Here is an 18,780-nt window from a genome sequence, read left to right on the forward strand (position 1 = left end):
CAGGAATTCATGGGGCGCGGGGTATCCGCCTGCGCCACCTGCGACGGCTTCTTCTACCGTGGCCAGGAAGTGGCCGTCATCGGCGGCGGCAACACCGCCGTCGAAGAAGCGCTGTACCTGTCCAACATCGCCACCAAGGTCACCCTGGTGCACCGCCGCGACAAGTTCCGCGCCGAAGCCATCCTGATCGACCGCCTGATGGCCAAGGTTGCCGAAGGCAAGATCGAGCTGAAGCTGAACCACACGCTGGAAGAGGTGACCGGCGACCAGGGCGGCGTGACCGGCCTGACGCTGGCGGCCACCGCCGACGGCGCCAAGACCAAGATCAGCGTGCACGGCCTGTTCGTGGCCATCGGCCACAAGCCGAACACCGGCATCTTCGAAGGCCAGCTGGACATGCACAACGGCTACATCAAGACCCGCACCGGCACCGAAGGCATGGCCACCGCCACCTCCGCGCCGGGCGTGTTCGCGGCCGGCGACGTGCAGGACCACATCTACCGCCAGGCCATCACCAGCGCCGGCACCGGTTGCATGGCGGCACTGGACGCGCAGCGCTACCTGGAAGGCCAGGAGTAACAAATGGCGGGCTTGAAAGACTTCGCCGACCTGAAATCCCTCGGCAAACAGCTGAAGGAACAGGGCGAGGCGCGCGCGGCCGCCGAAGCCGAGCGCGTCAAGCGCGAGAAAGTGGCAGCGGCGGAAGCCAACATCTTCCGCAACACGCTGGGCGCGCAGGGCGACATCAAGCGCATGCCGGAGCAGAACCGCTACGTGCACCAGCCCGCCCCCGTGGTGTCCGCGCAAGCGCTGGCGGCGGCGAAGCAACGCGGCCCGCTCACGCCCGAAGAGCAGCGCCAGGACGATGCCAACGTGCTGCGCGAGTCGCTGTCCGACCTGTTCGAGGTGGACCACTATATGGAGGAAGACCCGGCGCTGAACTACGCGGCGCCCGGCGTCGGCCCCGATGTGGTGAAGAAGATGCGCAAAGGCTACTGGCCGGTGCAGGACGAGCTGGACCTGCACGGCCTGAACCGCGACGGCGCGCGCGACGCGCTGGGCGCCTTCCTGACCCGCGCCAACCAGCGCGGCATGCGCTGCGTGTGCGTGATCCACGGCCGCGGCTTCGGCTCGCGCGGCCAGGAACCGGTGCTCAAGTCCATGGTGCACAGCTGGCTGGTGCAAAAAGAAGTGGTGGCGTTCTGCCAGGCCCGTCCCTCCGACGGCGGCGAAGGCGCCCTGATAGTCCTGCTGCGCGCCGCGCTGCAACCCGAGCGCCGCTGACCGCCGAGCGCGGCCAAATTACCCTACCCCTGGCCGCTTGCGCATGTTAACCTGTGGGAATTAGCAACTTTGCCAACCCCACAGTTAAATGAAGCACATCCCGCACGTCTCCCTGATCACCATCATCGAAGTCGTGGCAATCCTGGTCGGGGCGATTTCAGGCTTCATTGAAGCGCGGCGCAAGCGCATGGATCTGGTGGGCGTGTTCACCGTGGCCTTCATCGCCGCATTCGGCGGCGGCACCTTGCGCGACATCCTGCTCGACAAGCGCCCGCTGTTCTGGGTCCAGCACCAGGAATACGCCATCCTCATCTTCGTGCTGGCCCTGATCGCCACGCCCCTGATCCGCACCCTGCGCCAGATCGTCTCCGAACGCGTGATCGTGGTGGCCGACGCCGTCGGCCTGGGACTGTTCGCCATCGCCGGCGTGTCGCAGGCGCAGCAGGCCAATATGCCGGTCTTCATCGCGGCCATGATGGGGGTGATTACGGGGATCTTCGGCGGGGTGCTGCGCGACATCGTCTGCAACGAGGTGCCGATGGTGTTCCGCGACGGCAAACCCTATGCCATCTGCGCCTTCATCGGCTGCTGGATGTACATCGTGATGCAGAAAACCTCGGTGTCGGACGATTTTGCGCTGTGGTCAAGCGCGACGGCGATCACCGTCATGCGCCTGCTGACCTGGAAATTCGATATGCGGCTCGGCCGCCACTAAGCCGCCACTAAGCTTGCCGGCCTGCGGCGGCCCGGCGGTTACACCGCGTCCGGGCCGGTCTCGCCGGTACGGATACGGATCACCTGCTCCACGTTCTGCACGAAGATCTTGCCGTCGCCGATCTTGCCGGTGCGGGCAGCCTTGATGATGGCGTCCACCACCTGCTCGGCCACGCCGTCGTCCACCACCACTTCCACCTTCACCTTGGGCAGGAAATCCACCACGTATTCGGCGCCGCGGTACAGCTCGGTGTGGCCCTTCTGGCGGCCGAAGCCCTTCACTTCCGTCACGGTCAGGCCGGTGACGTTCACTTCGGCCAGCGCTTCGCGCACCTCGTCCAGCTTGAACGGCTTGATCACTGCGGTAATTTGCTTCATGGAATTCTCCCTATATAAATCGTTTTAAGCGCGCTTACTCTTCAGGCACGTTCTTCAAATCCGCCATCCACACCACCGATTCCGAATCGCTGGGCGCGCGCCAGTCGCCGCGCGGCGACAGTGAGCCGCCCGATCCCACTTTCGGCCCGTTCGGCACACAGCTGCGCTTGAACTGGCTGGTCTGGAAGAAGCGGCGCAGGAAAATGCCCAGATTGTGCTTGATGTCCTTCAGTGCGTACTGGTTGCGCACCACGTGCGCCTCGTTCGGCCAGCCGCCGATGTCGCGGTCACTCCACGCGGCATGGGCCAGGAACGCCACTTTTGATGGCGCGAATCCGAATCGCAGCGTGTAGTATAAGTTGAAGTCCTGCAATTCGTATGGGCCAATCACACTTTCGGTTATCTGGGCCGGGGCGCCGTCGTCGGCTTTGCCCGGCACCAGCTCGGGGCTGATCTCCGTGTTGACCACAGCCAGCAGCACCGCCGAGTCGCGTTCGCCGAACTGGCGGCTCTCGGCCACCCAGCGCACCAGGTGCGAAATCAGGGTCTTCGGCACGCTGCCGTTGACGTTGTAATGCGACATATGGTCGCCCACGCCGTAGGTGCACCAGCCCAGCGCCAGCTCGCTCAGGTCGCCGGTGCCGATGACGATGCCGTTGTGGAAGTTCGCCAGCCGGAACAAATGGTTGGTGCGCTCGCCGGCCTGCACGTTCTCGAACGTGATGTCGTACTGCGGCTCGCCTTCCGAGAACGGGTGGCCGATGTCCTTCATCATCTGGATGCAGCTGGGGCGGATGTCGATTTCGGACGCGCTGCAACCGACGAATTCCATCAGCTGGCGCGCCTGCAGCAAGGTGCGCGCGCTGGTGGCGAAGCCCGGCATGGTAATGCCGATGATGTTGGTGCGCGGCAGGTTCAGGCGGTCCATGGCCTTGGCGCACACCAGCAATGCGTGCGTGGAGTCCAGCCCGCCGGAGATCCCGATCACCACCTTCTTGATGCCGGACGAGGACAACCGCTGCACCAGCGCCTGCACCTGGATGTTGTAGACCTCGTTGCAGCGCTTGTCGCGCAGCGCCGGATTGGACGGCACATAAGGGAAGCGCGCCACGTTGCGCTCCAGCGCCAGCACCGGCTGCGCCGGCAGGTCCAGTGCGAAACGCACGGTGCGGAAAGCCGCCACTTCCCCGCGGTGGCGGCGCACCGACTGCCCGAAGGTAGTCTGGCGCATGCGCTCGCGCGACAGCCGCTCCAGGTCCACGTCCGCATAGATCAGGTGCGACTCGTCCTGGAAGCGCTCGGCCTCGGACAGCAGCTCGCCGTTCTCGTAGATCAGCGCCTGGCCGTCCCAGGCCAAGTCGGTGGTGGACTCGCCCCGCCCCGCCGACGAATACAGATAGGCCGACAGGCAGCGCGCCGACTGCTGGCTCACCAGCTGGTGGCGGTAGTCCGCCTTGCCGACCACCACATTGGACGCCGACAGGTTCACCAGCACGGTCGCTCCCGCCAGCGCGGCGAACGACGACGGCGGAATCGGCACCCACACATCCTCGCAGATCTCGACGTGGAATTTGAACAGCGGCAGGTTTGCGACTTCGAACAGCAGCGCCGAGCCGAACGGCACGCGCTGGCCCAGCAGGTCGATCTCGGTGGAGATGGCCTCGTCGCCCGCGCTGAACTGGCGCGCCTCGTAAAACTCGCCATAGTTCGGCAAGTACGATTTCGGCACCACGCCGTGAATGCGGCCGCCGGACAGCACCACCGCGCAATTGAACAGCTGGTGGTCCACGCGCAGCGGCACGCCCACGATCAGCGCGGCGCGGATCGACGTCGACGCCTCCAGCACCGTCCGCAAGCCGGCCAGGCAGCCGTCCAGCAGCGCGCGCTGATGGAACAGGTCATCGCAGGTGTAGGCCGAGATGCCCAGTTCCGTAAACGCCACCAGCGCGGCGCCCTTGGCGGCCGCCTGCTCGGCCAGTTTCACGGTTTCGGCCGCGTTGTAGGCCGGATCGGCCACGCGGCAGCGCGGCACGGCAACGCTCAGGCGCGCGAAGTCGTGGGAATACAGATTGAAGAAAGAATGCGGTGCGTGCGACATACGGGCTGGTTCCTCTATGGATAAGCCAATTTTAGCATCCGCCCTTAGCCATCGTGCAAAGTTGCCCAGTTTGCGTAAAATGCCCCCATGAGCTACCGCCCCGACGTCCTTTCCTCCCTTGCCGAAGCCGGCGAAGCCGCCTGGAACGCGCTGCTTGCGGCACAGGGCGAGGACAATCCCTTCCTGTCCTACGCCTTCCTGCACGCGCTGCACGAATCCGGCAGCGCCAGCGCCGACACCGGCTGGCAGCCGCAATTCCTGGCGCTGCGGGACGAGGACAGCGGCGCACTGGCCGCCGCCATGCCGCTCTACGTCAAGGCGCACTCCTACGGTGAATACGTGTTCGACTGGGCCTGGGCCGACGCTTACCACCGCAACGGCATCGAGTACTACCCCAAGCTGCTGTCGGCCATCCCGTTCACCCCGGTCACCGGCGGCCGCCTGCTGGCGCGCAACGGCGAGGCACGCGCGGCGCTGGTGGCCCTGCTGCAGGCGCAGCAGAAATCGGCCGATGTCTCGTCCACGCACGTGCTCTACCCGCCGGAAGAGCAGGCCATGCAATTGCACGAAGCCGGCTTCATGCTGCGTAGCGGCGTGCAATTCCACTGGCTGAACCAGGGCTACACGGACTTCGAACAGTTCCTGTCCACGCTGGAACACAAGAAACGCAAGAACATCCGCGCCGAGCGCCGCAAGGTGCGCGAAGCCGGCGTGACGATGCGCCAGATACGCGGCCACGACGCCAGCGCCGAAGACTGGCGCTTCTTCCACCGCTGCTACGCGAACACCTACGCCGAACACCGCTCGTCGCCCTATCTGAACCTGGACTTCTTCCAGCGCATCGGCGCCAGCATGCCCGGCAACATCCTGCTGGTGGTGGCCGAGCGCGCGGGCCGCGCCATCGCGTCCTCGCTGGTGATCCATACCAGGGACACGCTGTACGGCCGCTACTGGGGCGCCGACGAGCACGTGCCCTGCCTGCATTTCGAGACCGCCTACTACCAGCCGCTGGAATTCTGCATCGCCAACGGCATCGCCACCTTCGAAGGCGGCGCGCAGGGCGAGCACAAGATGGCGCGCGGCTTCCTGCCGCAAAAAACCTGGTCCGCGCACTGGCTCGCCCACCCCGCCTTCGCCGACGCCGTCGAACGCTTCCTGGAACGCGAAAGCGGCGGCATCGACAACTACATCAGCGAGCTGAACGAACGCAATCCGTTCCGTTAGCGAGCGCACCGTAACGCGGCGGGGAACGCGCGATGATGCCGCATTGGCACTGCGAAGGAGCGCATCATGTCTGACGTACAGAAAATGCGGGAAGCACAGGAACGCGCCATTATCGAACTCGACGAGCCGCAGCAAGTGCGCTACTGGACCGACGAATTCGGCATTCCCGAAGAAGAACTGCGCGGGCTCATCGCACGGGTCGGACCGTGCGCCAGGGACGTGCGGCAGGCGCTGGGGCGGCCCATCCACGAGGGCCACCAGGGCTGAGCTGCCGCAGGCAGCAGGCCGGCAGGCTACAGCGCGGCGTCCACCAGCAGTTCGGGCCGCAAGGCGCGCATGCGCAGCTCGGTGAAATAGCCGCCCGCCTCGTTGTAGCGCAAGAAATGCCGGCCGCACACCTGGCAGCGCAGCACCTGGCTGAGGTTGGCGGGATAGTAGCGCGGCGCGATGGGCGCGTCTTCGCTCTCGTAGCGCGTCCCGTTGGGATGGTATTCCTTGAAAGTGGGCTCGTCGTACGGGTCTTCCACCAGCGTGCCCACCTCTTCCAGCTTCTCCAGCTCCAGCGACGTCGGCAGGCTTTGCCAGGCCGCCAACGGCACGCTGCTGCAAGCGCATTTCTGCGTCACCGCAGCGGAGGCCTCAGCCAATTGCATCAACGCGGGAAAATCAATCATCGGCGTGCCGTATTTTTCATAGAAAACCGCACATCGCGGTGTCATTTGCAGAGTAGTAAATTGTCTTTTCCCGCCCGATGAGCCTGTCGGCCTTCTCCAAGGCGGCTTGGACCATGAAGCGGTTCAGCGTTGTCGCAAGCTGCCCAGTGTACGCCCGTCCTTTTAAGGCGGCAACGGCGGCATCATTTCGCCCCAGGCTCTTGCCGGATCGGCGCCTGGCTGTCACCCAGCACTGCCTGGTTGCGGGCATCGATCCTGGCAAGGGTGGAGGCCGTCGCGCCAGGGCCGGCCATCATGCGCACGTCGCGAAAGCCCAGCGGGCGGCCGTCGGCCGACTTCGGGCCCACCGGTTCGAGCTCCTTGCCCGTGTCGCGCTCCACGTAGCGCACCGAGCCGCCATGCGGGCCTGGCGCCCATTTATCGCCCCACTGCAGCAAAGCCACCAGCACGGGAAACAATTCCTCGCCCTTGGGCGTGAGCCGGTAGCCTTGCCGCTTCTCCTGCCCCTCCAGCGGCGCCTTCTCCAGTATCCCCAGTTCGGTCAGCCGGTTGAGCCGGCTGGTGAGGATGTTGCGGGCGATGCCCAGGCGCTCCTGGAATTCATCGAAGCGCGTCGTGCCCAGAACGCACTCGCGCACGATGAGCAAGCTCCACCACTCGCCCACCTGGTCGAGCGCGCGCGCTATTGAACAGTTCATTCCATCGAAAGTTTTTCGTTGCATGGGGACGATTTTAAATCTATCAGTTGCATCACGCAACTTTATCTGATAAGTTTCATGATGAAACTAAAAAATCCGCCCACAAGGGCACCCGCATTGAAGGAGTAACATCATGGACCGTCGTTTAATCGTGCTCGCAGCGGGCATGTTCGCCATCGGCACCGACAGCTTTGTCGTGGCCGGCATTCTTCCCCAGGTGGCGCAATCGCTTGGGGTATCGATCGGGGTCGCAGGCCAGATGGTGACCTTGTACGCGCTCAGCTACGCACTGCTCTCGCCCGTCATCGCCGCCACCCTCGCGCACTGGCCGCGCAAACGCCTGCTGCTGGCCGGCCTCGCGGTCTTCGTGATTGGCAATTTGATCACGGCGGTGGCGCCCACCATCGAGTGGGTGCTGGCCAGCCGCCTGATCGCCGGCCTGGGCGCCGCCATGTTCAGCCCGACCGCCACCGCCGCCGGCGCCTCCCTGGTGCCGCCCGAAAAGCGCGCCCACGCGCTGGCTATCGTCATTGCAGGCCTGACCAGCGCCACCGCGCTGGGCTCGCCCATCGGCACCTTCATCGGCGGCCTGGGGGACTGGCGCGCCACCATGTGGTTCGTCACCGCCGTCGGCCTGGCCGCAGGCGCGGCCGTCTGCGCCATGCTGCCCCACATCCCCGCCCTGCCCGCCGTCACACTGCACCAACGCCTGGCGCCACTGAAGGACAGCCGCGTGGTACTGACCCTGCTGACCACGCTGGCCGCCTATTCCGGCATGTTCGCGGTGTACACCTATATCGGGGTGACCTTCGACCGCGTCACCGCCGGCAAGCCGGAGGTGCTGGCCGGCCTGCTGCTGCTGTGGGGTTGCGCGGCCACGGCGGGCAACCTGGCCGCCGGCAAGCTGACCGACCGCTTCGGCAGCCGCACCATCATCTACGGCGCGCTGGCGCTGAGCACCGTCAACTTCGCGCTGCTGCCGCTGGCGAGCGCGCATTTGTGGAGCGCGGCGCTGTCCATCGTGGTGTGGGGCGTGTGCGGCTGGGGCCTGCTGGTGCCGCAGCAGCACCGCCTGATCAGCCTGGCGCCCGCGTCGGCGCCGCTGCTGCTGGGGCTGAATTCGGCGGCGCTATACATCGGCGTGTCGGCCGCCGGCGTCGTCGGCGCGGCCAGCATCGCCATGCTCGACAAGCATCAGATCGGCCTGGTAGGCGCGGCCCTGCTGGCCGCCGCCTTCCTCATTGCGCAGCAGGCGGACCGGCTGATCCGCAAAGAGCAGAACAGCGGCCAGATGCTCCCGGCAACGGCATCGCCGAATCAGTAGGTACAAGGCCTGCGCGGCCGAAGCAAAGCAAAGGAATGCAATTTCCATATGGAAATTGCATTTCTGGTAAAATTTTCTTTTATCGCGCGAGGGCAATGATGATTGTCGGCATAGACCTGGGTACTACGAACAGCCTGATTTCAGTCTGGGAGCATGGCGCATCCCGCCTGATTCCCAATTGCCTTGGCGAGGTGCTGACGCCTTCCTGCGTCAGCATCGACGAAGACGGCAGCATCCTGGTCGGGCGTGCGGCGCGCGAACGCCTGCAGACGCATCCCGACCGCACCGCTGCGGTTTTCAAGCGCTACATGGGCAGCGACAAGACCCTGCGCCTGGGCGGCAAGGAATTCCGCGCCGAAGAGTTGTCCGCGCTGATATTGCGCGCGCTGAAGGAAGATGCGGAAGCGGCGCTCGGCATTGCTATTACCGAAGCAATCATCACCGTACCCGCGTATTTTTCGGACGCGCAGCGCAAAGCCACGCGCGCAGCCGGACAGTTGGCGGGTTTGCGCGTGGAGCGTCTGCTCAACGAGCCGACGGCGGCGGCCCTGGCCTACGGCATTCACTTGCGCGACGCTGAAACCCGCTTCCTGGTCTTCGATCTGGGCGGCGGAACATTCGACGTGTCGGTGCTGGACCTGTTCGAGGGCGTGATGGAGGTGCGTGCCTCGGCCGGCGACAATATGCTGGGCGGCGAAGACTTCATGCGATGCCTGGTGGACTACTTCTTCGAGCAGCGCAAAGTGCCGGTCAGCCTGAAAAGCGACCATTACTTCTTGCAGAGTCTATACGCCCAGGCCGAAGCAGCCAAGCGTATGCTCAGTGAAGCCGCCACTGCCGCCATCCGCGTGGTCCACAATGAGACGGAGTACCAGCTCGACATCGACGAGCAGGCCCTTGAGCGCATCTGCGAAGGCATGCTGCGCCGGCTGCGCGATCCGGTCGAGCGTGCGCTACGCGACGCCAACCTGCGCGCGACCGAATTGGACAACGTGGTACTGGCCGGTGGCGCAACCCGCATGCCCATGGTGCGCCGCCTGGTAGCGCGCATGTTCGGCCGCTTCCCATCGTGCGACATCAATCCCGACGAAGTCGTGGCGCTGGGCGCGGCAGTACAGGCCGGCCTGAAGATGCGCGACGCCGCCTTGAACGAGGTGGTAATGACGGACGTCGCGCCATATTCGCTGGGCATCGATGTATCGATGACGCTGGGTGACGGCAGCCTCTCGCATGGACACTTCGACCCGGTTATAGAACGAAACACACCGGTGCCAGTGAGCCGTGTGAAGCGCTATTACCCGGTTGCGGAACAGCAGAAGCAGTTGCAACTGAACGTGTTTCAGGGTGAGGCCCGCATGTGCCGCGACAACGTCCGCCTCGGCACCCTGCAGTTCGCGCTGCCCCAACTGGCGCGAGAGGACAGCGGTGTCGATATCCGTTTCACCTATGACGTGAACGGCTTGCTCCAGGTTGACGCCACGGTCGTGAAGACAGCGCACACGCACACGCTGGTCATCGAAGGCAATCCCGGCCTGCTGACGGAAGCCGAGATCGCAGCCCGCTTCGTTGCCCTGTCCGAACTCAAGATCCACCCACGCGACCGGCTGGAGCACCGTACCTTGCTGGCGCGCGGCGAGCGGCTGTACCAGCAGATCCGTGGCAATCAGCGCGAGTGGTTCGGCGCACAAATTTCAGCATTTGAACAAGCCCTGGAATCACAGGACAACCGCCGGATAGACCCGCAGCGCAGGGAATTCGAAACGCTGCTCAACGAAGCCGAGCACGACAGCTTTACTATCCGATGACCGCACTGCCCGCCTTCCTGCAACGGCTTGACGTTGCCGAGACTGCCGACGAGCGCAGCGTCCGCCGAGCTTACGCGCGCGAACTCAAACTGATCGACCAGGAAACCGACCCGGCCGAGTTCCAGTCCCTGCGCGAAGCCTATGACGCCGCGTTGCACTGGCTGCGCTACCGCAGCGAGAACACGGGCGAAGGCGTCGACGTCAGCCCGTCCCCAGCAACAGTCCAGCCTAAGCCGGAGCCGCCAGCAGAAACGCCGGCGCACGGGCCAGCCACAGCGACGACAGCGTCCCCCGGTGCCGAAGTCAGCCAGGCCGACGCTGTGTTCACAGCCTTCCAGCAGCGGGCCGCCGGCAGCGCCGGGAAAATGGCGGCCACCGACGACGCGCCCTGGGAGCGCGAACTGAAGCTCAGCCTGGCCGACGAGCGCCTGAGCAGCATCGTCGAGCGCGACGCGTTCGAGCGTATGGTGGCCGAACTGCTGGCGGCCGGCTGGCAGCCAGGACATGAAGCCTTGTTGATCGCGGCAGCCAGGGTCTTCGATTGGAATAACGACCGCCGCCGCGTCGAGAGTCATGGATATGCGGGCGCCCTGCTGAACAATGCGCTGGAGCAGCGCGCCATGTTCGATCTGCAAACGGACGAGGTGCGCGGGCAGCAGCGCAAGCTCATCGAGCGGCTGCGCCGGGCAGACGAACCTAGCACCCGCGAACTGGTGCTGCACTCTCCCACGCTGGAAACGCTGATCGCGCGCTTCCCCGAATGGCTCGCGCTCGTCGCCAGCGTTCCCTGCATCGTCGATTGGCGCGAGCGAAATAGCCAGGTGCCGGCATGGCGGCGCAAGCTCACCTTTACCGGCTGGCGCAAGCGCGCAAGCGCGTCCTACGGTGACGCGCAGCACAGTACCTTCAATTGGGGCTGGCTGCTCGTCCTGGCGTTCATGGCGCTGGTCCGCATAGCCAACAACAACAGTACTGGCAGCCCGGACACGCCCTCCGCTCCAGGACCTGCGATGGCGCAGTTCACTCCCGCGTCCGACACGCTGCTAGAACACGCAGGCCAGCAAGCCGACAGCGGCGACTGGACCGGCGCTCTTGCCACCTGTAACCAGATTGTCAGCGAAGCCCCCAAGGATGCTCGTGCTTATGGTTGCCGTGCGCGGATCTACCTGCTTTTGGGACGGAACGGGGAAGCCCGGCGCGACGTGGAACATGCCGCATTGCTCGACAGTTCGAACCACGTCATGCTGCGGGTGCGCGGCATATTGGCTATGCACGACAAAAGCTACCAGGATGCACTAGCCGATTTCACCCGTATCATTCAGCTTTTCCCGAACGACGCATGGGCCTACACCCACCGTGCCCTTGCTTACGAGCAGGAAAAGCAGCCTCGCCAGTCATTGGCCGACGCACTGGAATCCATTCGCCTGCAGCCGAAGAACAATTCCACCCCCTATCTCATCGCCGCGCGGCTGCAGCATGCCAAGGGCGAGCCGAAACATGTCGAAACCCAGGCCGCCGCACTGATCGCAGCAGACGGCGACAATCCGGAAGCGTACACCACGGCAGCGGAAATCCGCATGCTGCTGGGCCAGCGCAAAGCAGCGCTCGATGTGCTGGATCGCGGCGCGGCTGCCGCGCCCGATGTGAACATCCCCTTATATCGTGCCGAGCTGCTGCCCGCCAGCGACCTCGCAGGCCGTCGTGCGGCGCTGGCAGCCGCTCTCGCTTTCGATCCGAAAAACAGCGCCGCGCTGCAATTGCGCGGCGCACTGGAAGCGGGTGCGCGGAACTACGAAGCAGCAATCAGCGCCTATACTGCGGCCCTCGATGCCCGCACACAAAACGACCGGAACCGCGCGCAGTTGCTGCTGGAACGCGGCGTCGTCCGCTTCAAGCAAGGCAATGTTGCAGCATCCGAAGCCGACTTCGCCGCCGCGCAAGCTGCCAGCAAGACCGCAATCGGGCAAAACAATGTCTGCTGGTACCTGGCTACGCAGAACATTTCGCTGCACACGGCTCTGGCAACGTGCAACGCAGCCCTGGAAGAGGACTCAACACTTGCGAGTGCATATGACAGCAAAGGATTCGTTCTGCTGCGCATGGGACGGTACTCGGAATCCGAAACCGCCTACACGGCCTCCCTAGCGCTGCGGCCGAAGTCCGCCGAGTCGCTTTACGGCCGGGGCCTCGCCAAACGCAAGCTGGGCCGGCATCGGGACGCCGGTGCGGACATCAACGCCGCAGTCTCATTGAAACCGCAGGTCGCCTCACAGTTTGCGGCCTACGGTGTCAACTAGGCGAAGGCCTGCGCAAAGGTCGCCGTTTTTCCCGGCATGCCGTGTACGCACCCAGCGCCGCCGTGCAGCCTGCTGGACAGGCGCTCGGGCGCAATGCCTGGGACAGCGTTGCTAACGGCCAGCTCCAGGCCCTGCTTCTCCCGCATGCCCGCAGTCACACCGTGCCGCCCGCTGTACCGCTGCTCCAGTGCGTCGCCCCGGCCCAGGACTACTTCGGGCGGGCTATCTTTTCCAGGTAGGCGTTGAGGGAGGCTTGCGACAGCTCGCCGACGTGCAGGCCGGCCAGCTTGCCGTCGGCCGCGTAGAACAGCGTGGTGGGGAAGGCGGAGGCGCCTACCGCATGGGCGATACCGGCGTCCGCGTCGTGCACGGCATTGGTCACGGCGAAGCCGCGCTCGGACAGGAAGCGCTGGCCCGCCGCCGCGTCGGCGTCCTCGTTGACGAACACGAAAGCCACGTCGCGGCGCTGCTGCTGCGTTTTAGCCAGCACCGGCATCTCGCGCCGGCACGGCGGACACCAGCTGGCCCAGAAATTCACCACCATCGGTTTGCCCCCGGCCATGTGCCGGATGGCGGCCGGCGCGGCGGCGCCCTGCGCACTGCGCAGCGCGATGGCCGAACCGGACATGTCCCATGCGAACACCGCCGCAATCAGGCCGGCGCCCAGCGGCGCCTGCAGCTGCGGCTTGCGCCAGCAGCGCCATACGCCGACCGCCAGCGCACCGGCAATCGCGGCCGGCCAGTTGCCACCACCGTCGCGGATATCGAACACCGCCCACCACGGCGCGCCGCGGAAATCGTCGAAACGGATGATAACGAAGGCGATGCGGCCCGCCACCAGCGCGGCCAGCACCATGTCCAGCAAGATGCCGGTGACGTTAACCTTGTTCTTGCGGCCCGCCAGGTAGCCCACCCCCGCGGCGATACCGAACGCCATGGCGAGCAGCACATGGCTGGCTTGCAGCACCAGCGGCCCAACATTAACTGAAAACACCAACGCCTCCGTCTCGTCCGCCGGCATGGCCCGGCCCAGCCGCACGATAGCACGGCGGCGGCACGGCCGCAGCACGGCCGGAACGCGTCACTGTCCGGCCACTATCGCGCCAGCGCTGCCGCCGCGGTACGGGCCAGCATGGAACTAAACGCGCTCGATGACGAGGGCGATGCCCTGCCCCACGCCGATGCACATGGTGCACAGCGCGTAGCGCCCGCCGCTGCGCGCCAGCTGGTACATGGCAGTGGTGACCAGGCGCGCGCCGCTCATGCCGAGCGGGTGGCCCAGCGCAATGGCGCCGCCCAGCGGATTGACGCGCGGATCGTCGTCGCGCAGGCCCAGTTCGCGCAGCACGGCCAGCCCTTGCGAGGCAAAGGCTTCATTCAGCTCGATGATGTCGATCTGGTCCAGCGTCATGCCCAGCTGGCGCAGCACTTTCTGCGTGGCCGGCGCCGGGCCGATGCCCATCACGCGCGGCGCCACGCCCGCCGTGGCCATGCCGAGAATGCGGGCGCGCGGCGTGAGGCCGTGCTGTTTCACCGCATCCGCACTGGCCAGCAGCAGCGCGCAGGCGCCGTCGTTCACGCCGGACGCGTTGCCGGCGGTGACGCTGCCGTCGGCGCGCACCACGCCTTTCAGCTTGGCCAGCGCCTCGATCGAGGTGGCGCGCGGGTGCTCGTCCTGCTCGAAGCGCACCGGATCGCCCTTGCGCTGCGGGATCAGCACCGGCACGATTTCATCGGCGAACAACGCGTCCCGCTGGGCGCGCGCGGTCTTCTCCTGGCTGGCCAGCGCAAAGCGGTCCTGGTCGGCGCGGCTGACCTTGAACTCATCGGCAACGTTCTCGGCCGTCTCCGGCATGGCGTCCGTGCCGTACAGCTCTTTCATCAGGCGGTTCGGGAAGCGCCAGCCGATGGTGGTGTCGTAGATGGCGGCGCTGCGCGAGAACGCGGCGTCGGCCTTGCCCATCACGAACGGCGCGCGCGTCATCGATTCCACGCCGCCGGCAATCATCAGCTGCGCGTCGCCGGCCATGATGGCGCGCGCCGCCGTGCCCACCGCGTCCATGCCGGAACCGCACAGGCGGTTCACGGTGGAGCCGGGCACTTCCAGCGGCAGCCCGGCCAGCAGCAAGGACATGCGCGCCACGTTGCGGTTGTCCTCGCCGGCCTGGTTGGCGCAGCCGTAGATCACGTCGTCCACCGCGCGCCAGTCCACCGACCGATTGCGGCGCATCAGTTCGCGCAGCGGCACCGCGCCCAGGTCGTCGGCGCGCATGTCTTTCAGGGCGCCGCCATAGCGCCCGATCGGGGTGCGGATGGCGTCGCAGATGTATGCAGGTTTCATAGTCTGTCCTCAGTTGGGCTGCAGCAACGGCGCAGCGGTGACGGCCTGCAGTTCTTCAAAGCTCAGGCCTTCAGCCATTTCACGCACCACCAGCCCGGCCGGAGTCACGTCCAGCACGGCCAGGTCGGTGTAGATGCGGTTGACGCAGGCCACGCCGGTCAGCGGGTAGCTGCACTGCCGGACGATCTTGCTTTCGCCGCTCTTGGTCTGGTGGTCCATCATCACGAACACCTGCTTGGCGCCGATGGCGAGGTCCATGGCGCCGCCCACGGCCGGTATCGCGTCCGGCGCGCCGGTGTGCCAGTTGGCCAGGTCGCCGCCGGCCGACACCTGGAAGGCGCCCAGCACGCACACGTCCAGGTGGCCGCCGCGCATCATCGCGAAGGAATCGCCGTGGTGGAAGTAGGCGCCGCCGGTGAGCAGCGTGACCGGCTGCTTGCCGGCGTTGATCAGGTCCTCGTCCTCCTCGCCCTCGGCGGGCGCGGGGCCCATGCCGAGCAGGCCGTTTTCGCTGTGCAGGAACACTTCGCGCTCGGCGGGCAGGTGGTCGGCGACCTTGGTCGGCAAGCCGATGCCGAGGTTGACGTAAGCGCCTTCAGCAATGTCCTGCGCCACGCGGGCGGCGATCTGGTCTCGGGTATAGCGCTGCATTATGCATTCTCCTTCACGACGCGCTGCACGAAGATGCCGGGCGTGACGATGACTTCGGGATCGAGTTCGCCCAGCGCGACAACTTCCTGCACCTGGGCGACGGTGGTCTTGGCGGCCATGGCCATGATGGGGCCGAAGTTGCGCGCCGTTTTGCGGTACACCAGGTTGCCCCAGCGGTCGCCGCGCAGCGCCTTGATCAGCGCGAAGTCGGCGTGGATGGGCGATTCAAGCACATAGTGGCGGCCATTGATCAGGCGCGTCTCCTTGCCCTCGGCCAGCAGGGTGCCGTACCCGGTGGGCGTGAAGAAGCCGCCGATGCCGGCGCCGGCGGCGCGGATGCGCTCGGCCAGGTTGCCCTGCGGCGTCAGTTCCAGCTCGATCTTGCCGGCGCGGTAAAGCGCATCGAAATGCTGCGAGTCCGCCTGGCGCGGGAAGGAGCAGATGATCTTGCGCACCCGGCCCGCCTTGAGCAGCGCGGCCAGCCCGGTTTCGCCGTTGCCGGCATTGTTGTTGACGATGGTGAGATCGCGCGCGCCCTGCTCGATCAGCGCGTCGATCAGCGCCGACGGCATGCCCGCGTTGCCGAAGCCGCCAATCATGACGGTGGCGCCGTCATGCACGTCGGCCACCGCGCGCTGCAGGGATTCGTATGTCTTGTCTATCATATTCGCTCCTGTTTTGTTCGATTAACGAACAAATGATTGATTACCGCACACCAAATAATATCGGCGTTTTGGCGCCAAGGTCAAGAAAAAAAGTCCTATCGGGCGCGTGCGGCCGGACGCGTGGGCGAAATACGCGATGCAACATCATGGCGATACCCGGCAGGTATCAAAAGGCTACCAAATCGGTCTTGGACGGCGCTCCAAGGTATATCTATTCTCCGGTTGTCCCATTTCAAAACAACTAACCGGGCCATAAGGAGACCAAACCATGCAGCAAATCGACGTTCACAAAGTGTCGGACGGGGCGCGCTTTAACCGCTTCCACGCCGGCGTCCTGTTCTGGTGCGCCATCATCATCATCTGCGACGGGTATGACCTGGCGGTCGCCGGCATCGCCCTGCCATCGATCATGAAGGAAATGGGCGTGACCGCCCAGAATGCCGGCTTCATGGTCAGCTCCGCGCTGTTCGGCATGATGTTCGGCGCCATCTTCCTCGGCACCGTGGCCGACAAGATCGGCCGCCGCCTGGCCATCGCCATCTGCATCGGCTTGTTCAGCGTGTTCACCGCGGCGGCGGGCTTCGCCACCGATCCCTACACCTTCAGCGCGATGCGCTTCCTGGCCGGCCTCGGCATAGGCGGCGTGATGCCCAACGTGGTGGCACAGATGACGGAGTTCTCCCCCAGGAAAATCCGCTCCACCATGGTCACGCTGATGTTCAGCGGCTACGCCGTGGGCGGCATGCTGGCCGCCCTGCTGGGCAAGGGCCTGATCGAAACCTATGGCTGGTCGTCGGTATTCCTGGCTGCCGGCGTGCCGGTGCTGCTGATTCCCTTGATCCTGAAATCGCTGCCGGAATCGATGCCTTTCCTGATCAAGGCGCAGCGCTTCGACGAGCTGAAATCCATCCTGGCGCGCATGGAACCGACCTACCGTGCCGGCGCCGGCGACCGTTTCACCATTCCCGCCGCCGACAGCGCAGCGGGCGCGCCGATCCGCAAGCTGTTCCAGGACGGCCGCGGCTTGAGCACCGTGATGTTCTGGATTACCTTCTTCATGTGCCTGTTCATGGTGTACGCGCTCAGTTCCTGGCTCACCAAGCTGATGGCCAGCGCCGGCTACAGCCTCGGCTCGGCGCTGACCTTCGTGCTGGTGCTGAACTTCGGCGCGGTGATAGGCGCCGTCGGCGGCGGCTGGCTGGCGGACCGCTTCAACATCAAGCATGTCCTGATCGGCATGTACACCCTGGCCGGCGTGTCGATTACGCTGCTGGGCTACAAGGTGCCCACCGAAGTGCTGTTCCTGCTGGTGGGCCTGGCAGGCGCATCGACCATCGGCACCCAGATCGTCACCTATGCCTATGCGGGGCAGTTCTATCCGATGGCGATCCGCGCCACCGGCATCGGCTGGGCTTCCGGCGTGGGCCGCAGCGGCGCCATCCTGGCGCCCATCGTGATCGGCACGCTGGTCGGCATGCAGCTGCCGCTGGAGCAGAACTTCATGGCCATGGCTATCCCCGCCGCCATCGCGGTGGTCGCCGTATCGCTGATCCGCCAGAAACCGCTGCCATCCTCGTCGGCTGCCCATGGCCCGGCGGCGCCGGCCGAAGCCACCGCGTAGTCCGCATCCCGGCCGGCGCGCGGCCTAAAGCTCTTCCTTGACGTGCGGGATGCCGCGCGACTCGTAGACCTCGTAAATAATCTGCAGCATGTTGCGCAGTTCTTCCGAGCGGTCCATCAGCCGGATACTGAACAGGATGGGCGAGACCGCGTGCTTGTCGTCGATCTGGACGTATTGCACGTCGGTGCGCTTCATGCCCTGCAGGCTGTCCGGCACAATGGAGATGCCCTGCCCGGCCGCCACCATGCCGATGGCAATCTGCAGTTCGCGCACTTCCATCACGTGCTCGGGGTGCAGCGCCCGGTCGCTGAAGATGGCCAGGACCTGGTCGGCGAAGCTGGGGCGCGGACTGCGCGGGTAGACGATCAGCGTCTCGCCCACCAGTTCGCGCAGCTTGAGCCCCCGCCCCAGCATGCCTAGCTTGTGCCCGATCGGCATGGCCACGATCAGCCGCTCCTCGCGCAGCAGGATGCGGCGCACCGACGCATCTTCCGACTTTACGCGGCCGAAACCGACATCGATGCGGCCTTCCTTCAGCGCGCGCATCTGCTCCATCGTCGTCAGCTCATGGAAAGTGATGTCCACCTCCTGGTATTGCTCGCGGAAGCGGCGCACGATCTCCGGCAGCAGGCCATACAGCGTCGATGCCACGAAACCGATCGACAGCGTGCGCTCGATTTTGCCCACGCGTTGCGTCATCGTCTTCAGGTCCGCCAGCTTGTCGAGCAGGACCTGCGCATGCGCCTGGAAAAACTCGCCCGCTTCGGTCAGGCGCAAGGGACGCGAGCCTTTTTCGAACAGGGGCACGCCCAACTCCTCCTCCAGCTGCTGGATTTGCCGGCTCAGCGGCGGCTGCGCAATGAACAGGCGCACTGCGGCGCGGGTGAAGTTCTTTTCCTCTGCCACCGCCAGGAAGTAGCGCAAATGCCGGATTTCCATCTTCATACCTCTTAGGTATTGAAATCATACCAAAACAGTGTTGGACGATACTTTTTCAAGGGTTTAT

Annotated in this window: 18 protein-coding genes; 9 read left to right on the forward strand and 9 right to left on the reverse strand. The window is 65.3% G+C overall.

The annotated features are described in order from the left end of the window. The 3 genes from AC6H42_RS06180 to AC6H42_RS06190 form a co-directional block, all read left to right on the forward strand. On the forward strand, positions 1–579 hold a 579-nt coding region (locus tag AC6H42_RS06180), incomplete at its 5' end, for an FAD-dependent oxidoreductase (RefSeq protein WP_497547626.1). A gap of 3 nt (positions 580–582) precedes the next feature. Next, complete coding sequence (locus tag AC6H42_RS06185) at positions 583–1,284, forward strand: Smr/MutS family protein (RefSeq protein ID WP_497547627.1); 702 nt, start codon at positions 583–585, stop codon at positions 1,282–1,284. An 88-nt stretch (positions 1,285–1,372) separates the two neighbouring features. Then, entirely contained in the window at positions 1,373–1,999 is a 627-nt protein-coding gene (locus AC6H42_RS06190) for a trimeric intracellular cation channel family protein (protein WP_057155686.1), read from the forward strand. Between the two features lie 38 nt (positions 2,000–2,037). Here AC6H42_RS06190 and AC6H42_RS06195 read toward each other — a convergent pair whose 3' ends face one another. Both AC6H42_RS06195 and AC6H42_RS06200 read right to left on the reverse strand, forming a co-directional pair. Continuing rightward, entirely contained in the window at positions 2,038–2,376 is a 339-nt protein-coding gene (locus AC6H42_RS06195; protein WP_019922031.1) for a P-II family nitrogen regulator, read from the reverse strand. Positions 2,377–2,410: 34 nt separating this feature from the next. Further along, positions 2,411–4,474 (reverse strand): NAD(+) synthase, encoded by a 2,064-nt coding sequence (locus tag AC6H42_RS06200; protein WP_057155687.1) that lies wholly within the window; start codon positions 4,472–4,474, stop codon positions 2,411–2,413. 87 nt (positions 4,475–4,561) lie between these two features. Here AC6H42_RS06200 and AC6H42_RS06205 point away from each other — a divergent pair, with 87 nt between their 5' ends. Then, positions 4,562–5,698 (forward strand): GNAT family N-acetyltransferase, encoded by a 1,137-nt coding sequence (locus tag AC6H42_RS06205; RefSeq protein WP_057155688.1) that lies wholly within the window; start codon positions 4,562–4,564, stop codon positions 5,696–5,698. A gap of 66 nt (positions 5,699–5,764) precedes the next feature. Next, positions 5,765–5,965 (forward strand): DUF3606 domain-containing protein, encoded by a 201-nt coding sequence (locus tag AC6H42_RS06210; RefSeq protein WP_057155689.1) that lies wholly within the window; start codon positions 5,765–5,767, stop codon positions 5,963–5,965. A 26-nt stretch (positions 5,966–5,991) separates the two neighbouring features. On the opposite strand, the gene AC6H42_RS06215 is transcribed toward AC6H42_RS06210, so the two are convergent. Beyond that, complete coding sequence (locus AC6H42_RS06215; RefSeq protein WP_057155690.1) at positions 5,992–6,372, reverse strand: hypothetical protein; 381 nt, start codon at positions 6,370–6,372, stop codon at positions 5,992–5,994. Between the two features lie 182 nt (positions 6,373–6,554). Beyond that, complete coding sequence (locus AC6H42_RS06220) at positions 6,555–7,070, reverse strand: winged helix-turn-helix transcriptional regulator (RefSeq protein ID WP_497547628.1); 516 nt, start codon at positions 7,068–7,070, stop codon at positions 6,555–6,557. 133 nt (positions 7,071–7,203) lie between these two features. On the opposite strand from AC6H42_RS06220, the gene AC6H42_RS06225 reads away from it, so the two are divergent. The 3 genes from AC6H42_RS06225 to AC6H42_RS06235 all read left to right on the forward strand — a co-directional run bounded on the left by AC6H42_RS06225 (position 7,204) and on the right by AC6H42_RS06235 (position 12,496). Then, a complete protein-coding gene (locus tag AC6H42_RS06225; protein ID WP_497547630.1) occupies positions 7,204–8,394 on the forward strand; it encodes an MFS transporter in 1,191 nt (396 codons plus the stop codon). A gap of 98 nt (positions 8,395–8,492) precedes the next feature. Beyond that, the gene (locus tag AC6H42_RS06230; RefSeq protein ID WP_082551883.1) at positions 8,493–10,199 is read left to right on the forward strand and encodes a molecular chaperone HscC; all 1,707 of its coding nucleotides are present in this window, start codon (positions 8,493–8,495) and stop codon (positions 10,197–10,199) included. Beyond that, positions 10,196–12,496 carry a tetratricopeptide repeat protein gene (locus tag AC6H42_RS06235; RefSeq protein ID WP_057155693.1) on the forward strand — a complete coding sequence of 767 codons (2,301 nt, stop codon included), beginning with the start codon at positions 10,196–10,198 and terminating at the stop codon, positions 12,494–12,496. The genes AC6H42_RS06230 and AC6H42_RS06235 overlap by 4 nt, the downstream gene beginning before the upstream one ends. 208 nt (positions 12,497–12,704) lie before the next feature. Here AC6H42_RS06235 and AC6H42_RS06240 read toward each other — a convergent pair whose 3' ends face one another. The 4 genes from AC6H42_RS06240 to AC6H42_RS06255 form a co-directional block, all read right to left on the reverse strand. Then, entirely contained in the window at positions 12,705–13,490 is a 786-nt protein-coding gene (locus tag AC6H42_RS06240) for a redoxin family protein (protein ID WP_497547631.1), read from the reverse strand. Positions 13,491–13,634: 144 nt separating this feature from the next. Then, the gene (gene pcaF, locus AC6H42_RS06245; protein ID WP_057155695.1) at positions 13,635–14,837 is read right to left on the reverse strand and encodes a 3-oxoadipyl-CoA thiolase; all 1,203 of its coding nucleotides are present in this window, start codon (positions 14,835–14,837) and stop codon (positions 13,635–13,637) included. A gap of 9 nt (positions 14,838–14,846) precedes the next feature. Next, positions 14,847–15,488, reverse strand: coding sequence for a CoA transferase subunit B (locus tag AC6H42_RS06250; protein WP_057155696.1), 642 nt, complete (start codon positions 15,486–15,488; stop codon positions 14,847–14,849). Further along, positions 15,488–16,153, reverse strand: coding sequence for a 3-oxoacid CoA-transferase subunit A (locus AC6H42_RS06255; protein ID WP_057155697.1), 666 nt, complete (start codon positions 16,151–16,153; stop codon positions 15,488–15,490). Before AC6H42_RS06255 ends, AC6H42_RS06250 begins: the two co-directional genes overlap by 1 nt. Positions 16,154–16,421: 268 nt before the next feature. Between AC6H42_RS06255 and AC6H42_RS06260 the strand changes: the two genes are divergently transcribed. Beyond that, a complete protein-coding gene (locus AC6H42_RS06260) occupies positions 16,422–17,774 on the forward strand; it encodes an MFS transporter (protein ID WP_497547632.1) in 1,353 nt (450 codons plus the stop codon). 24 nt (positions 17,775–17,798) lie between these two features. Here AC6H42_RS06260 and AC6H42_RS06265 read toward each other — a convergent pair whose 3' ends face one another. Then, complete coding sequence (locus AC6H42_RS06265; protein WP_497547633.1) at positions 17,799–18,713, reverse strand: LysR family transcriptional regulator; 915 nt, start codon at positions 18,711–18,713, stop codon at positions 17,799–17,801. Positions 18,714–18,780: the final 67 nt, after the last annotated feature.

This window comes from Massilia sp. NBRC 108631 (assembly GCF_059704565.1).

What these genes read in the sequence shown, in the direction of transcription:
- AC6H42_RS06185 (WP_497547627.1), top strand. Translation starts at nt 583, where the DNA reads ATGGCGGGCTTGAAAGACTTCGCCGACCTGAAATCCCTCGGCAAACAG.
- AC6H42_RS06190 (WP_057155686.1), top strand. Translation starts at nt 1,373, where the DNA reads ATGAAGCACATCCCGCACGTCTCCCTGATCACCATCATCGAAGTCGTG.
- AC6H42_RS06195 (WP_019922031.1), bottom strand. Translation starts at nt 2,376, where the DNA reads ATGAAGCAAATTACCGCAGTGATCAAGCCGTTCAAGCTGGACGAGGTG.
- AC6H42_RS06200 (WP_057155687.1), bottom strand. Translation starts at nt 4,474, where the DNA reads ATGTCGCACGCACCGCATTCTTTCTTCAATCTGTATTCCCACGACTTC.
- AC6H42_RS06205 (WP_057155688.1), top strand. Translation starts at nt 4,562, where the DNA reads ATGAGCTACCGCCCCGACGTCCTTTCCTCCCTTGCCGAAGCCGGCGAA.
- AC6H42_RS06210 (WP_057155689.1), top strand. Translation starts at nt 5,765, where the DNA reads ATGTCTGACGTACAGAAAATGCGGGAAGCACAGGAACGCGCCATTATC.
- AC6H42_RS06215 (WP_057155690.1), bottom strand. Translation starts at nt 6,372, where the DNA reads ATGATTGATTTTCCCGCGTTGATGCAATTGGCTGAGGCCTCCGCTGCG.
- AC6H42_RS06220 (WP_497547628.1), bottom strand. Translation starts at nt 7,070, where the DNA reads ATGAACTGTTCAATAGCGCGCGCGCTCGACCAGGTGGGCGAGTGGTGG.
- AC6H42_RS06225 (WP_497547630.1), top strand. Translation starts at nt 7,204, where the DNA reads ATGGACCGTCGTTTAATCGTGCTCGCAGCGGGCATGTTCGCCATCGGC.
- AC6H42_RS06230 (WP_082551883.1), top strand. Translation starts at nt 8,493, where the DNA reads ATGATTGTCGGCATAGACCTGGGTACTACGAACAGCCTGATTTCAGTC.
- AC6H42_RS06235 (WP_057155693.1), top strand. Translation starts at nt 10,196, where the DNA reads ATGACCGCACTGCCCGCCTTCCTGCAACGGCTTGACGTTGCCGAGACT.
- pcaF (WP_057155695.1), bottom strand. Translation starts at nt 14,837, where the DNA reads ATGAAACCTGCATACATCTGCGACGCCATCCGCACCCCGATCGGGCGC.
- AC6H42_RS06250 (WP_057155696.1), bottom strand. Translation starts at nt 15,488, where the DNA reads ATGCAGCGCTATACCCGAGACCAGATCGCCGCCCGCGTGGCGCAGGAC.
- AC6H42_RS06255 (WP_057155697.1), bottom strand. Translation starts at nt 16,153, where the DNA reads ATGATAGACAAGACATACGAATCCCTGCAGCGCGCGGTGGCCGACGTG.
- AC6H42_RS06260 (WP_497547632.1), top strand. Translation starts at nt 16,422, where the DNA reads ATGCAGCAAATCGACGTTCACAAAGTGTCGGACGGGGCGCGCTTTAAC.
- AC6H42_RS06265 (WP_497547633.1), bottom strand. Translation starts at nt 18,713, where the DNA reads ATGGAAATCCGGCATTTGCGCTACTTCCTGGCGGTGGCAGAGGAAAAG.